The 14,613-nt window shown below is 61.8% G+C and carries 11 protein-coding genes; 4 read left to right on the forward strand and 7 right to left on the reverse strand.

Annotation, left to right across the window (positions count from 1 at the left end):
• Positions 1-29: 29 nt before the first annotated feature.
• On the reverse strand, positions 30-1,520 hold the full coding sequence (locus AB4P94_RS03330) for an aldehyde dehydrogenase family protein (protein WP_395609393.1): 1,491 nt from the start codon (positions 1,518-1,520) through the stop codon (positions 30-32).
• A 153-nt stretch (positions 1,521-1,673) separates the two neighbouring features.
• On the opposite strand from AB4P94_RS03330, the gene AB4P94_RS03335 reads away from it, so the two are divergent.
• The 3 genes from AB4P94_RS03335 (at position 1,674) to nadE (ending at position 4,818) form a co-directional block, all read left to right on the forward strand.
• Positions 1,674-2,564, forward strand: a complete 891-nt coding sequence (locus tag AB4P94_RS03335) for a LysR family transcriptional regulator (RefSeq protein ID WP_395609394.1) — start codon at positions 1,674-1,676, stop codon at positions 2,562-2,564.
• 208 nt (positions 2,565-2,772) lie between these two features.
• A complete protein-coding gene (gene pncB, locus AB4P94_RS03340) occupies positions 2,773-3,987 on the forward strand; it encodes a nicotinate phosphoribosyltransferase (RefSeq protein ID WP_078740430.1) in 1,215 nt (404 codons plus the stop codon).
• 3 nt (positions 3,988-3,990) lie between these two features.
• A complete protein-coding gene (gene nadE / locus AB4P94_RS03345; RefSeq protein WP_395609395.1) occupies positions 3,991-4,818 on the forward strand; it encodes an ammonia-dependent NAD(+) synthetase in 828 nt (275 codons plus the stop codon).
• A gap of 214 nt (positions 4,819-5,032) precedes the next feature.
• On the opposite strand, the gene azu is transcribed toward nadE, so the two are convergent.
• Positions 5,033-5,479 (reverse strand): azurin, encoded by a 447-nt coding sequence (gene azu / locus AB4P94_RS03350; protein WP_322143006.1) that lies wholly within the window; start codon positions 5,477-5,479, stop codon positions 5,033-5,035.
• Positions 5,480-5,811: 332 nt separating this feature from the next.
• Between azu and AB4P94_RS03355 the strand changes: the two genes are divergently transcribed.
• On the forward strand, positions 5,812-5,994 hold the full coding sequence (locus AB4P94_RS03355; protein ID WP_395609396.1) for a hypothetical protein: 183 nt from the start codon (positions 5,812-5,814) through the stop codon (positions 5,992-5,994).
• Between the two features lie 118 nt (positions 5,995-6,112).
• On the opposite strand, the gene AB4P94_RS03360 is transcribed toward AB4P94_RS03355, so the two are convergent.
• The 5 genes from AB4P94_RS03360 to AB4P94_RS03380 form a co-directional block, all read right to left on the reverse strand.
• Complete coding sequence (locus AB4P94_RS03360) at positions 6,113-7,003, reverse strand: transglutaminase N-terminal domain-containing protein (RefSeq protein WP_395609397.1); 891 nt, start codon at positions 7,001-7,003, stop codon at positions 6,113-6,115.
• Complete coding sequence (locus AB4P94_RS03365) at positions 7,003-9,489, reverse strand: circularly permuted type 2 ATP-grasp protein (RefSeq protein ID WP_395609398.1); 2,487 nt, start codon at positions 9,487-9,489, stop codon at positions 7,003-7,005. Before AB4P94_RS03365 ends, AB4P94_RS03360 begins: the two co-directional genes overlap by 1 nt.
• 147 nt (positions 9,490-9,636) lie before the next feature.
• Positions 9,637-12,927 (reverse strand): DUF2126 domain-containing protein, encoded by a 3,291-nt coding sequence (locus tag AB4P94_RS03370; protein ID WP_395609399.1) that lies wholly within the window; start codon positions 12,925-12,927, stop codon positions 9,637-9,639.
• Between the two features lie 188 nt (positions 12,928-13,115).
• Positions 13,116-13,553, reverse strand: a complete 438-nt coding sequence (locus tag AB4P94_RS03375) for a hypothetical protein (RefSeq protein ID WP_395609400.1) — start codon at positions 13,551-13,553, stop codon at positions 13,116-13,118.
• Entirely contained in the window at positions 13,553-14,470 is a 918-nt protein-coding gene (locus tag AB4P94_RS03380; RefSeq protein WP_395609401.1) for an NAD synthetase, read from the reverse strand. Before AB4P94_RS03380 ends, AB4P94_RS03375 begins: the two co-directional genes overlap by 1 nt.
• Between the last annotated feature and the right edge of the window lie 143 nt (positions 14,471-14,613).

Below are 14,613 nucleotides of genomic sequence, written 5' to 3' on the forward strand. Positions count from 1 at the left end.
CCACATTGGCCTCACTTCGACTCGGGGAATCAGTCGAAGGTAATACCCTGTGCCAGCGGCAACTCCAGCGAGTAGTTCACGGTATTGGTCTGGCGACGCATGTACCCGCGCCACGCATCCGAACCCGACTCACGCCCGCCGCCGGTTTCTTTCTCACCGCCAAACGCGCCGCCGATTTCTGCACCGCTCGGGCCGATGTTGACGTTGGCGATTCCGCAGTCACTGCCCACGGCCGACATGAACTGCTCGGCCTCGCGCACATCCGTGGTGAAGATGCACGACGACAAGCCTTGAGGCACGGCGTTGTTCAGGCGCAGGGCTTCGGCGAAGTCGGTGTAGCCGATCACGTACAGGATCGGGGCAAAGGTTTCGGTGCACACCACGTCGCTTTGCTCAGGCATTTCCACGATGGCCGGCGACACGTAGTAGGCATTCGGGAATTTGTCTTCCAGCTGGCGCTTGCCGCCAAACACCTTGCCGCCTTCGCTCAGGGCTTGCTCCAGCGCATCCTGCATGTTGTCGAAGCCGTGCTTGTCGATCAGCGGGCCGATCAGGTTGCCTTCCAGCGGGTGGCCGATGCGCACTTTGGAATAGGCGGCCTTGAGGCGGGTGACGATTTCTTCTTTCACCGATTCATGGGCGATCAGGCGACGCAGGCTGGTGCAACGCTGGCCAGCGGTGCCGACGGCGCTGAACAGAATGGCGCGCACGGCCATGTCCAGGTCGGCGCTTGGGCCGAGGATCATCGCGTTGTTGCCACCCAGCTCGAGGATGCTGCGGGCGAAACGCGCAGCGACTTTCGGCGCCACTTCGCGGCCCATGCGGGTGCTGCCGGTGGCGCTGATCAGGGCCACACGCGGATCATCCACCAGTGCGGCGCCAGCGTCGCGGCCACCGATGACCACTTGGCTGAGGTACTCGGGGGCGTCGCTGAATTTTTTCAGCACACGCTCGAACAATGCCTGGCAGGCCAAGGCCGTCAGCGGGGTCTTTTCCGACGGTTTCCAGATCACGGCGTTGCCGCACACCAGCGCCAGCGTGGTGTTCCACGCCCACACGGCGACCGGAAAGTTGAAGGCGCTGATCACGCCGACCACGCCCAGCGGATGCCAGGTTTCACGCATATGGTGGCCCGGGCGTTCGGAGGCGATGGTCAAGCCGTAGAGCTGACGGGACAGGCCGACGGCGAAGTCGCAGATGTCGATCATTTCCTGCACTTCACCCAAGCCTTCTTGGGTGATCTTGCCGGCTTCCCACGACACCAACTCGCCGAGGTCGGCCTTGTATTCGCGCAGCACGTCGCCGAACTGGCGCACCAGCTCGCCACGGCGCGGTGCCGGCACTTTGCGCCATGCCTCGAATGCATGCTCGGCGCGACTGACCTGTTGCTCCACCTCGGCGGCACCTTCCCAATGCACGCTGCCGATACGGCTGCCATCGATCGGCGAATGCACGGGTTGTTTACCCGACTGGTACAGCGCCGGGTTTACCCCGAGACGATCAAGCAATGCGGCAACCATGGGTCACTCCTTCAATCTCAAACAGAAAATTCGCGCCGCCACACGCACGGCGATCCAGGCCTTATTTGTAGCTGGCCCAAGACTTGCCAACAAACGACGATTAGGCGAGATATCATTCCGTTTATTCATGCAAAGCATAAAAAGAGGCACACCGTGCTGAATAAAAGACATTTGCCCTCGATCACCGCCCTGCAGTGTTTCGAGGCCGCCACGCGCCACCTGAGCTTCACCCGCGCCGCCGAGGAGCTGAACCTCACCCAAAGCGCCGTCAGCAAGCAAGTTGCGCAGTTGGAAGAATTGCTGCAACACCTGTTGTTTCGTCGGGTGCGTCGCCGCTTGCAGATGACCCCGGCGGGGGATTTGTACCTGGTGGAAGTGCGAAAAATCCTCACGCAGGTGGAGATGTCCACCCATTACCTACGCTCCTACGGCGGCGAGACCGAAGTATTGCGCGTGTCCACGCCCTACACCTTCGGTGCGCGCTGGCTGGTGCCGCGCCTCAAGGGCTGGCGGCTGCGCCACCCGCACATCCACCTGGACCTGTGCAACGAGCAGGAGCCCGACGAACTGCTGCAAGGCAAAGCCGACATGGCGTTCTATTTCGGCCAGGGTTCACGTCCCGGCACCGAAAGCCTGAAGCTGTTCAGCGAAGAGCTGGTGCCGGTGTGTGCGCCCGAAAGCCTGCCTACGCAGCCGTTCACCGACCCCACGCAACTGAGCAACCTGGTGCTGCTGCAAAACGCCTCGCGGCCACAGGGCTGGCATGACTGGTTCGCCAGCCAGGGCTACCAGACCGAACACAGCTACCACGGGCCGCGTTTCGACACCTTTTATATGTGCATTCGTGCGGCGCAGGTGGGCTGTGGTGTGGCGTTGCTGCCACGTTTTCTGGTGGAAGAGGAACTGGCGGACGGCAAGCTGGTGATCCCTTGGCAGCACGCGATGCCGAGCCAGGATGCGTATTACCTGGCCTACCCGGAGCATTCGGCGGAGGTGCCCAAGGTAAGGGAGTTTGTGAAGTGGATGATGGAGCAGGTGCTTTAGCGCCAGGAATATCGCCTTCGCGAGCAAGCCCGCTCCCACACTTGGAATGCATTCCAAAATGTGGGAGCGGGCTTGCTCGCGAAGGCGTCAGTGGCGACAACGCAAAAAATCACTGGCAAACCACCCCTCGCCTATGCGCCACTAGCGCCATTCCTTAATTGTGCGTAAAGGCCGGCGCCCATCGCCGACCCGTCTGGAGATTCCCGTTATGAGCGAGAGTGTGTTTGCCGATCGCATCGTGCAGAACTTGCTCGACACCGACTTCTACAAGCTGACCATGATGCAGGCGGTGCTGCACAACTACCCGAACGTGGAAGTTGAATGGGAGTTTCGTTGCCGTAACAGTGAAGATTTGCGCCCCTACCTGGCGGAGATCCGCTACCAGATCGAGCGCCTCGCGGAACTGAGCCTGAGCCCCGACCAGCTTGGCTTCCTTGAGCGCATCAGCTTCATGAAGCCGGATTTTTTGCGTTTCCTCGGGCTGTTCCGCTTCAACCTGCGTTATGTGCAAACCGGCATCGAAAACGGCGAGCTGTTCATCCGCCTGCGCGGGCCATGGCTGCATGTGATCCTGTTTGAAGTGCCAATGCTGGCCATCGTCAGCGAAGTGCGTAACCGCTACCGCTACCAGACCGTGATCCTCGAACAGGCCCGCGAGCAGCTCTATCGCAAGTTCGACTGGTTGACGGCCAATGCCAGCGTCGAAGAATTATCCGAGCTGCAAGTCGCTGACTTCGGAACACGCCGGCGCTTCTCGTACCGCGTGCAGGAAGAAGTGGTCAGCGTACTCAAGCACGACTTCCCCGGGCGTTTCGTCGGCACCAGCAACGTGCACCTGGCCCGCGAATTCGGCATGAAGCCGCTCGGCACCATGGCCCACGAATGGATCATGGCCCACCAACAGCTCGGCCCGCGCCTGATCGACAGCCAGATCGCCGCCCTCGATTGCTGGGTCCGCGAATACCGTGGCCTGCTCGGCATCGCCCTGACCGATTGCATCACCACCGACGCGTTCCTCGGCGACTTCGACTTGTACTTCGCCAAGCTGTTCGACGGCCTGCGCCACGACTCCGGTGACCCGGTGCAGTGGGCCGAGAAAGCCATCGCCCACTACCACAAGCTCGGCATCGAACCGATGAGCAAGACCCTGGTGTTCTCCGACAGCCTGTCGCTGCCCAAGGCGCTGGAGATATTCCGCGCGCTGCGTGGTCGCATTAATGTGAGCTTCGGCATCGGCACCAACCTGACCTGTGACATTCCAGGTGTTGAGCCGATGAGCATCGTGCTTAAAATGACCGCCTGCAATGGCCAGCCCGTCGCGAAGATTTCCGATGAAGCGGGCAAGACCCACTGCACCGATCCGAATTTTGTCGCCTATTTGCGTCACGTTTTCAAAGTACCTGCCCTATCCAGCAAGGAGTGAATCATGCAAGCCGTACAGCGTGAGATTGCGCAGCAGCTCAAGGTCCAGGCGCCGTTCAATGACCAGGCCGCCCTTGAAGCAGAAGTTGCCCGCCGCGTGGCGTTTATCCAGGATTGCCTGCGCAATTCCGGGCTCAAGACACTGGTGCTGGGCATCAGCGGCGGTGTCGACTCCCTGACTGCAGGCCTGCTGGCCCAGCGCGCGATGAAAGAACTGCGCGAACGCAGCGGTGACGAGGCTTACCGTTTCATCGCCGTGCGCCTGCCCTACGAAACCCAGTTCGATGAAATCGATGCCACCGCCTCGGTGGATTTCATCGAGCCGGACGAGCGCCATACCGTAAACATCGGCCCGGCGGTCAAAGCCCTGGCCAATGAAGTCGCCGCGTTTGAAGGCAAGGCGGCGGTGTCCCGTGATTTCGTGCTGGGCAATACCAAGGCGCGCATGCGCATGGTGGCGCAGTACACCATCGCGGGCGCGGCCGGTGGCCTGGTGATCGGCACTGACCATGCGGCGGAAGCGGTGATGGGCTTTTTCACCAAGTTCGGTGATGGCGCATGTGACCTTGCGCCGTTGAGCGGGCTGGTGAAAAACCAGGTGCGTGCGATTGCCCGGCATTTTGGTGCACCGGAATCGCTGGTGGAGAAGGTGCCGACGGCCGACCTTGAAGACCTGTCGCCGGGCAAGCCGGACGAAGCGTCACACGGCGTGACCTACGCCGAGATCGACGCCTTCCTGCATGGCCAGCCGGTGCGCGAGGAAGCCTTCAAGATCATCTGCGATACCTACCGCAAGACCGAGCACAAGCGGGTGATGCCGTTCGCGCCGTGAACACTTTAGTGAATGGGCCGTTGTGGTGAGCGGGCTTGCCCCGCGTTGGGCTGCGCAGCAGCCCCAGTAAGGCAAACGAGGTCATTCAGACGGACCGAGTTGCAGGTTTTGGGACTGCTTCGCAGCCCAACGCGGGGCAAGCCCGCTCACCACAGGTTTTCGCCGCCCACAAAAAAGCGCCCCGCAAGGCGCTTTTTTTGCAGCTGGAACCCTGTTACTTCAGGGTCACAGTGCCTTTCATCATCGAGATGTGGCCCGGGAACGAGCAGAAGAACGCGTAATCCGTCCCGGCCGCCAGCTTCGACACATCGAAGGTCACCGAATCTTTCTCGCCGGCACCAATGATTTTGGTGTGGGCAATGATGCGCGTGTCGCCGTCTTTCAGGTAGTTCTTGTCGATACCGGCAGCCATGCCGTCGCTGGCGATGCCTGGCATGTCAGCGGCGGAGCTCAGCACCCAGTTATGGCCCATCACGTTTTTCGGCAAGCTGCCGGAGTGGGTCAATTCTACGGTGAAAGTTTTGCAGCTTTTGTCGATTTCGACGGCCTTGGTGTTGAAGGACATCTGGTCGGTGGAGTCGACAGTGACCTTGCACTCTGCGGCAAGCAACTGGCCGCTTGCCAGAGTCAGCAGGGAAACAGCAACGAGTTTGGCAAACATGTGAATCTCCATGGCAGGGTTTTAAAAGCGCGGATTGCGACAAGGGTGCCGCAATCAGACAGAAATTCTTATGATCTGAGTCAACAGATTGTATACAACTTTAGGCTATCGGCGTGATCAACACAATCTACCAGCCAAAGCGGCGGTGCCCGCCTATGATCGGCCCATCAACCACCGGAGCTTGCGCCATGCACCTCAACCAACTATTCAACGGCCTGTTGGCCGCGTACGCCTGCGGTAAGTGAAGGCCAAGCGCGGTGCTAAGCTGCTACCATAGCGACCCAAGGCAGCCGCGCGCCGCCACCCTCACCTTCGACCCTAGAGGATCGCCCATGGCCAAACCTAATTACTCCTTCGCCAAACGTCAGAGAGACTTGGCCAAGGAGCAGAAGAAAGAGGAAAAACTGCAACGCAAGAAAGCCGCTGCAGATGAAGAGGCCAATGGGCTGAACGCCGATACCGATGCTGAAGAGACGAACGACGAGACCGAAACACCAAAAGATCCTGCTGAATAGCCGATCGCTGATGTGGGAGCGGGGCTTGCCCGCGATGCAGGCGGCTCGGTGTATTAGCCAAATCGAGTAGCGGCCATCGCAGGCAAGCCAGCTCCCACACAAGCCAGCCCGCAAACCTCTACTCTAGCGGCATCACCGTCACCCGCACTTCCGGGTCATGGCTCCCTCCCCCCAGAATCACCCCGCGCAACGGCGACACATCCGAGAAATCCCGGCCCCAGGCCAGGGTGATGTGCTCCAGTGCCGGCTGCACGTTGTTCGTCGGATCGAAATCCACCCAGCCTGATACCGGGCAATACACCGAGACCCACGCATGCGACGCATCGGCACCGATCAGCCGTGGCTGGCCGGGCGGTGGCTGAGTCAGCAGGTAGCCGCTGATGTAGCGCGCCGCCAGGCCACGCGAACGCAGGCAGGCGAGCATCAGGTGGGCAAAGTCCTGGCACACGCCGCGCCGGCGCTCCAGCACTTCCACCAGCGGCGTGGCGACCTGGGTGGCTTCGGCATCAAAGGTAAATTCGCTGAAGATTTTCTCCATCAAGGCCTGCACGCCAAGCAGCAACGGCTCGCCGGGAGGAAAGCAGCTCTCGGAAAACTCGACGAAGGTGTTCTTCAGGTGCACGTAGGGCGATTCGAAGCGATAGCGGCAAGCCTCCAGCCTTTCAGGCGATAGCGCCTGGCTGGTGTAGCTCAGGCTCGCGCCGGTCTGGTCCCAGGGCGGTGACTGGTGAAAATCCGGCACAGGCCGCGCCAGTACCTCCACGGTCAAGCCGGCATTCACCAGCAACTCGTCGTGGGGGCGCTCGAACGCCAGCCGGGTGATCGGGTTGCCAAACACGTCCAGCTCATCGCGACGCGAGGTCGGCTCAGGGCTGATATCCAGTTGCTGCGAGCTGCAGCGCTGCCAGGCGCAAGGCCGTGGCCACAAATGCGCCAACTGCTGGGCGAGGGACACCGGGCTGTCGTAGTGGTAATGGGTATCGTGGAAAATCTGATAGCGCGCACTCATCACACCGACACCGTTTGCTGGCTGACATCATCCACATGGGCAAAGTGGCGCAACGCGAGGCGATCCGACACTTGCCCACTCTCATCGGCGACCGCTTGCAGCAGGTCGGCCAGGCCATCCAGCGCGGCACGCACGCTGGACTCACCAAACAACGGGTTCTCCAGGCAACCCAGGTCGAAACGCGAGAGGCGTTCCACCAAGGGTGCCAGGCCGGTTTCCCGGGGCACGCCAAAGTCATCATTGAGACGGCGCAAGGTGCGGCTGACCAGCTTCAACTGGAACAACACCGCATGGGGGTTCTGCTCATCCAGCAACAACAGGTCGAGCACCGGGATCAACTGCGGTACCGCCAGGTAGCGCGAGCGATAGGTGATGCTGCTGTTGCCCAGCTCCAGCAACCACTCAAGCCCGGCCTGATCAAACACCGCCACGCCACGCAGGAACGCCGCCAGGCTGCTGCTGAGAAACTGCAGACGCTCGATGCGTCGGCCCATCATCAAGAAGCGCCAGCCTTCATCGCGGGTCATATCGTCCAGGGCAAAACCGGACAGCGCCGCCAGCGACATCACCAAACGGTTGAGAAAATCCAGCAACTCGCCAAAATCCGGTGTTTCGCTTTCCAGCTCCAACGCTTCACGCTGCAGCTCAACCAGCGCCTGCCAGTTTTCCCGGGATAACTTGCCGCGCACCTGGGACGCCGCCCACTGCAAGCGCTGCAGGTTGGCCCGCAGGCTTGATGGCCAGTCATCCCCGAGCAAGGCGGCGAGCAGGCGCTCGGGCAATTCGCCCTCCTCCGGCAGCAGGCGAAGGTTCTCGCCCAATTCGACCGCCGCCTGCAACGCCAGTGGATCATCGCCGTCCACATAGCGCGCCAGAACGATGCGCAGCCAGCGCGCGCTGTTATCGCAACGCTCGCAATAGCGGCCGAACCAGAACAGGTTTTCCACCACCCGCGACGGCAGATACGGGTCGCGGCGCACCAGGTCATGGGCGCCGATTGCACGCTGTGCACGCCAATGTTCGCCGCCGATGGCACGTTCGCCGAGCACCCAGGTGTCCTTGCTCGCGCCGCCACGTTGCATCGACACCACTTCGGCATCGGCTTCGGCGGCGACTCGAGTCAGGCCGCCAGGCAACACGCGATAACCCTCATCGCTGGCCACGGCGTACACGCGCATGCCGATGGCGCGGTGCTGCAGGTGGTCGTCCACGGTGTGCCACACCGGCGCCTGAGACAGCTGCGCCAACTCTTGGGCGACATAAGCGTAAGGTCGCGCGCGCATGCGTTCGGCCAGGGCCTGACGTTGCTCGTCATTCAAATCGCGGCCGAACACCGGGCTGAAACTTTGCGACGGGAATGCCGGCTTGATCAGCAGCTCCGGCAATTTCTCCAGCGCTTCGGCCAGTACCGGCGCTTCACCGCACCACCAGGTGGCGATGGACGGCAGGATCAGTGCTTCGCCAAACAGGAACTCGTTGATCTTCGGTAGAAAGCCGAGCAAGCCCGGGGATTCCAGCACGCCGCTACCCAGCGCATTGGCCACCAGCACATTCCCTTGGCGCACCGCGTCGAGCAGGCCGGGCACGCCGAGGGCGGAGTCGGTGCGCAGTTCCAGGGGGTCGCAGAAGTCGTCGTCCAGGCGACGCATGATCGCGTTCACCCGGCGCAGGCCGCTGAGGGTTTTCAGGAACACGGTGCTGTCGCGTACCGTCAGGTCGCCACCTTCCACCAGCGGGTAACCGAGCTGGCGCGCGAGGTAGAGGTGTTCGAAATAGCTTTCGTTGAATCGGCCGGGCGTGAGCAGCACGATCAGCGGCGGCTGATCATCACCGGGTGCCTGGCGCGCCAGGGTTTCCTGCAAGGTGCGGAAGAAACCGGTGAGGTGCTGCACCTGCAAGTCCCGGTAAAGATCCGGGAACGCGCGGGACACGATGGTGCGGTTTTCCAGCGCATAACCCGCGCCCGAAGGCGCCTGGGTCCGGTCGGCGGTAACCCACCAGCGACCATCCGGGGTGCGCGCCAGGTCCACGGCGTACAGGTGCAGAAAGGCACCGTCGGGCGGCTGAATGCCCTGGCACGGCCACAGGAAATTGTTATGGCCAAACACCAGCTCTGCCGGCAGCAGCCCCTCCTTGATCAGCCGCTGCGGGCCATACAAGTCCGCCAGCACGGCATTGAGCAGACGTGCGCGCTGGGCAATACCGGCCGACAGGTGCTGCCACTCATCGGCGGCCAGCACGTGGGGCAGCAAATCCAGTTCCCAGGGGCGGTCGGCGCCCTTGGGGTCGGCGTAGACGTTGTAGGTCACGCCGTTTTCCTGGATCTGGCGGGTCAGCAATGCCTGGCGCTGGGCCAGTTGCGTCGGTGTGCTGCGTTGCAGGTGATCAAGCAAACGCTGCCAATGGGCACGTACCGCGCCACTGTCATCCAGCAGTTCGTGATAAGTGCCCGCGGTCAGCGGGTAACGGTCGAGCAAGTCGGACATGGAACGCTCGGCAGGGGCAAGGAATTCAAATTCACCGCAGTCTAATGTGGGAGCGGGCTTGCTCGCGAATGCGGTGGGTCAGTCAATACATGTATCGGCTGATCCACCGCATTCGCGAGCAAGCCCGCTCCCACATTTTAACCGCACTCAGTCACTCTTATGGGGAAAACGCCGCAGATCCAGGGTCATGGGCAGCTCATCGTTAATCACCAAAGCAGGCACCGAAAGCTTGCCAGGGCTATGCCCCAATCGGAAAAACCGCGCCATGCGCCGGCTCTCGGCTTCATTGGCATTCACCGGCAAGCTGTCGTAATTGCGCCCGCCGGGGTGAGCGACGTGATACTGGCAGCCGCCCAGCGAGCGCTGCATCCAGGTGTCGAGCACGTCGAACACCAGCGGCGCATGCACCGGGATGGTCGGCTGCAGGCAGTTGGCCGGTTGCCAGGCGCGATAACGCACACCCGCAACAAACTCGCCGACGCGCCCGGTGGCGTGCAGCGGCACCGCAATACCATTGCAGGTCAGCAAATAGCGTTGCGGCGCCAAACCGGTGAGCTTGACTTGCAAGCGTTCAAGGGACGAGTCCACATAGCGCACGGTACCGCCCGCCGCGCCCTCTTCGCCCAACACGTGCCACGGTTCCAGCGCCTGGCGCAGCTCCAGCTCGATACCGCTGACGGCGTAGTCGCCGACCTTGGGGAAACGGAATTCCAGGTGCGCGGCAAACCACTCGGCGCGCAACGGGTAACCGGCAGCGTTCAGTTCGACGATCACGTCGGCAAAATCCTGCTCGATGAAATGCGGCAGCAGGAAACGGTCATGCAGCTCAGTGCCCCAGCGCGCGAGTTTCGACGGCGCATAGGGCTCACGCCAGAAGCGCGCAACCAGCGCGCGCAACAGCAACTGTTGGGTCAGGCTCATGCGAGCATGGGGCGGCATTTCGAAAGCGCGCAGTTCCAGCAGGCCAAGGCGGCCGGTAGCGCCATCCGGCGAATAGAGTTTGTCGATGCAAAATTCGGCGCGGTGGGTGTTGCCTGTCACGTCAATCAGCAGGTTGCGCAGTAACCGGTCGACCAGCCACGGCGGGCAGTCTTCGCCCGGCGCGGGCATTTGTGCGAAGGCGATTTCCAGCTCGTACAGCGCATCATTGCGCGCCTCGTCCACCCGTGGCGCCTGGGACGTCGGGCCGATAAACAGGCCGGAAAACAGGTACGACAAGGAGGGGTGGTTATGCCAGTAGCTGATCAAACTGCGCAGCAAATCAGGGCGACGCAGAAACGGCGAATCCTTGGGCGTCGCGCCGCCGAGCACAAAATGGTTACCGCCACCGGTGCCGGTATGACGACCGTCGATCATGAATTTTTCAGTGGTCAGGCGCGTTTGCCGTGCCTCTTCGTAGAGGAATTCGGTGCGCTCCACCAACTCGTCCCAGGTGGAGGACGGTTGCACGTTGACCTCGATCACACCCGGGTCCGGTGTAACACGGAAGTTGCTCAGACGCGTATCCGCTGGCGGCTCGTAGCCTTCCAGCAACACCGGGCAATGCAGTTCCTCGGCGGTCGCTTCGATGGCGGCTACCAGTTCCAGGTAATCCTCAACACGCTCCAGCGGCGGCATGAACAGATACAGCCGCCCTTCCCGCGCTTCGGCACACAAAGCCGTGCGCGTCAGCCAGTCGGCGGATTGATCCACCTTTGGTACTCGTTCATCGCTCGGCGCGGCGTCGGCATGACGTTGCAGCTCAGCCGTGGAAGGTAATTCGGGCTGATCCTGATTGGGATCAACCGGATGCACAAACGGATACTCCGCCGCCGTTACCCACGGCTGAGAAGCCAATGGCAGGCGATAGCCCAGCGGAGAATCACCCGGCACCAAGCGACAATGGTTGTCACGCAGGTACCAGCGCCCGCTCTGCCAGCGATCATTGGCAGCAGTGCGCGCCAGCGGCAGCACTTGACCGATGACTTTATCCAGGCCCTGGCTGAACACTTTGCGCAGGCGCTCGCGCTCAAGCTCATCGCTCAGGCGCGGGTCTTTCGCAGTGACGTTTTGCGGCAGCGCGCCTTCGCGCCACAGGTAGTAGAAGTTGTCTTCTAAAGCCGGGAACACAAAGCGCGCCGGCAACTTGAGGCGCTCGGCAACGCTGGCCAGAAAGCGCCCCGCCAGCACGCCGTCGGCGCCGTAATCTTGCTGCTCATCGGCGATCAACGCACTGTTGTGCCAGATCGGCACGCCGTCGCGGCGCCAGTAGCAGTTGAGCGACCAGCGCGGCAGTTGCTCGCCGGGGTACCACTTGCCCTGGCCGAAATGCACCAAGCCTTGGGGCGCGTAGTGCTGGCGCATGCGCTGAAACAGTTCGGCAGAGAGGCGGCGTTTATCCGGCCCCAAAGCCGCAGTGTTCCACTCGACGCCGTCGGGGTCGTCGATGGACACGAAGGTCGGCTCGCCGCCCATGGTCAGGCGCACGTCGTGCTTGAGCAGGTCGCCGTCAATCTGCCGGCCAAGGGCCTGGATCGCCAGCCACTGTTCCTCGGTGCAGGGCTTGGTGACGCGCGGCGCTTCCCAAATCCGCTCCACCGACATTTCGTGGGTAAATTCGCACTCGCAGGGTTCCACCAAGCCGCTGATCGGCGCAGCCGACGACGGATCGGGACTACAGGCCAACGGGATATGCCCTTCACCTGCGAACAGGCCCGAGGTGGCATCCAGCCCAATCCAGCCCGCGCCAGGCAAATACACCTCGCACCAGGCGTGCAGGTCGGTGAAATCCACGTCGGTGCCGGACGGGCCGTCGAGGGCTTTGACATCGGCGGTCAGCTGGATCAAGTAGCCGGACACAAACCGCGCCGCCAGCCCAAGGTTGCGCAGCAGTTGCACCAGCAACCACGCCGAATCCCGGCACGAGCCGGAGGCGTTTTCCAGGGTGAACTCCGGGGTTTGCACACCCGGTTCCATGCGGATCAGGTAACCGATATCGGCGGCGAGGCGCTGGTTGAGGCCCACCAGAAAATCCACCGCGGGCAATGGCGTGCGGTCGATGCCGGCCAGGTAAGCGGCAAACTTCGGCGTCAGCGGCAAGGTTTCCAGGTACGGCGCCAGCTCGCGCCTCTCATCGGCGGCGTAGCTGAAGGGAATTTTTTCGGCGTAGGGCTCCAGGAAAAAATCGAACGGGTTGAACACTGCCATCTCGGCAACCAAATCGACTTCGACGCGCAGCTCGTCAGTCTTTTCAGGGAACACCAACCGCGCCAGGTAATTGCCCTGAGGGTCTTGCTGCCAATTGATGAAATGCTGCTCGGGCAACACTTTGAGGGCATAAGACAAAATCCGCGTGCGGCTGTGGGCCGCCGGGCGCAAACGCACAATCTGTGGGCCGAGTTCGACAGCGCGGTCATAGCGGTAATGCGTAACGTGGTGCAACGCGACATGAATCGACACGGCGGCCTCCTGCGAGCCAGGGCATGGAAACAAAGCGCGCAAGACTTATGCCAGAGCGGCCGTCATTGCGCTTTATCGAGGGACCCGGTGCAGTACAGCACCAAAACAGCGCCAACGCGGGGGCCGTGGTGCGAGGCTTGCACATATTTGTGGCGGATGTGTGAGAGGCGGGTGGTGAATCTACCCAATCAACGGGGTTTCGCGGCGTCTCGCAGGTGACGCACCTCAAGCAGCTTCTGACGCATTTCGCGGTGACGTTTGCTGTTAAGCAGCAGCAAACCAAGAAGCGGCAGCAGCACACTCAAACCATACAAAAGGAAATGCGGCCGGTACGCGACAGTCGGCAATACCGCCAGAATGCACAGCCCCAACAGGGCTGCCAGCGGCCAAACCCATTGCGGGCGCCCCCGCGCGATCATGAAATTGCAGTGCACCACGACCCAGGCCAGCGCAAGGCCGCCCAAGAAGGAATACTTGGCGTTGTCCGCCAGTGGAAGGTCCGCAAAATAGCTGTCGAACACCAGCGGGACAGCCAGCACCAGCGTAAACACTGACGCAAAGATCGCGCCCATAAACACCGGGAAGTACTGCGAGAGAAAGCTGCGAATGCTGGGCATCTCGTTCATTACTCAATCTCCTCATACAGGCCAACGGCAATGGTGCGCACATTTCCTGAAACGGCACTGCCGGTTAAACCGATGGCGGCGCCGAGCGCATCCTTAATCTGGGTCACCGTCGCGTGCTTGACCTGGGCCGGGGTGAAACGTTTGGTCGCCTCGCCGGACAATTGTTTCAACTTGAGCATTTTCGAGCTCATGCGCGGGTCTTTGATACTGAGCAATTCCTTGGTCAGCTTGGCGCGCTCCTGACGGTTCAAACCCTTGAGGACTTCCCGCACGCTTTTGCCGGTGGCGGCTTGGTTCATGCGAACCAGTTTCAGCGTGGTCAATGACGATGCGCCCACGCCGACCAGCGAAGCGGCATCCAGCGCGATCATCGTGTACTGATACCACTGGGCGCTGTCGAGTTCGTCATTTTTGGCGGGGTTGCTGATTTCATTGACCGTGCGATAACCACTGGCGACGCACTGCAGCGTGCTGGCCGTGGCGGCCGTGTAGCCGATCGCGGCAACCACGCTGCTGGCACCGGCTGTAAACGGCACCGCCACGGAGCCGCTGAGCACCACGATCCAGCCGATGACCGCACCGGCGCAGGACAGTGTGGTATTGACGGCTTCGCCCACGAGTCGCGACTCGCGGGGGTTGTCTTGCACCTGCTGTGCAAACTGCGCCGGGGCGATGTATTTCTGGGCTTCGCGCAGGATCACGCGTTTGGGCGCAATGCTGCAGATCGGCTGGAATTCGCGCAGGGTGATGACGTTGAAGTCGGCGTCGATGTACACAACGCCGGCACCGACAATCGCAGGGTCGGCATCGATGGCGGCGAACAGGCGCGGCAGGTTGATCTGGCTTTCGAGGCGCTGGCGCGCCATGAATTGGGAGCGGTTGGAATCCATGCCGATGCCGGCCAGGGGGCTGCCCATGGGGGTGTTCTTCCTTGAATTAGGTGGTGACTGTCCTGACGCCTTCGCGAGCAAGCCCGCTCCCACATTTGTCCGAGTTCCAGCATGAGAATGCGGTCAATGTGGGAGCGGGCTTGCTCGCGAAGGCAATTTAACTAACGCCA

The organism is Pseudomonas sp. B22129 (assembly GCF_044218875.1).
Lineage (GTDB): Bacteria > Pseudomonadota > Gammaproteobacteria > Pseudomonadales > Pseudomonadaceae > Aquipseudomonas.

Excerpts from the sequence above, each read along its gene's own strand:
- AB4P94_RS03360 (WP_395609397.1), bottom strand. The coding sequence starts at position 7,003 with ATGAGTGCGCGCTATCAGATTTTCCACGATACCCATTACCACTACGAC.
- AB4P94_RS03365 (WP_395609398.1), bottom strand. The coding sequence starts at position 9,489 with ATGTCCGACTTGCTCGACCGTTACCCGCTGACCGCGGGCACTTATCAC.
- AB4P94_RS03375 (WP_395609400.1), bottom strand. The coding sequence starts at position 13,553 with ATGAACGAGATGCCCAGCATTCGCAGCTTTCTCTCGCAGTACTTCCCG.
- AB4P94_RS03380 (WP_395609401.1), bottom strand. The coding sequence starts at position 14,470 with ATGGGCAGCCCCCTGGCCGGCATCGGCATGGATTCCAACCGCTCCCAA.
- pncB (WP_078740430.1), top strand. The coding sequence starts at position 2,773 with ATGAGCGAGAGTGTGTTTGCCGATCGCATCGTGCAGAACTTGCTCGAC.
- nadE (WP_395609395.1), top strand. The coding sequence starts at position 3,991 with ATGCAAGCCGTACAGCGTGAGATTGCGCAGCAGCTCAAGGTCCAGGCG.
- AB4P94_RS03330 (WP_395609393.1), bottom strand. The coding sequence starts at position 1,520 with ATGGTTGCCGCATTGCTTGATCGTCTCGGGGTAAACCCGGCGCTGTAC.
- AB4P94_RS03355 (WP_395609396.1), top strand. The coding sequence starts at position 5,812 with ATGGCCAAACCTAATTACTCCTTCGCCAAACGTCAGAGAGACTTGGCC.
- azu (WP_322143006.1), bottom strand. The coding sequence starts at position 5,479 with ATGTTTGCCAAACTCGTTGCTGTTTCCCTGCTGACTCTGGCAAGCGGC.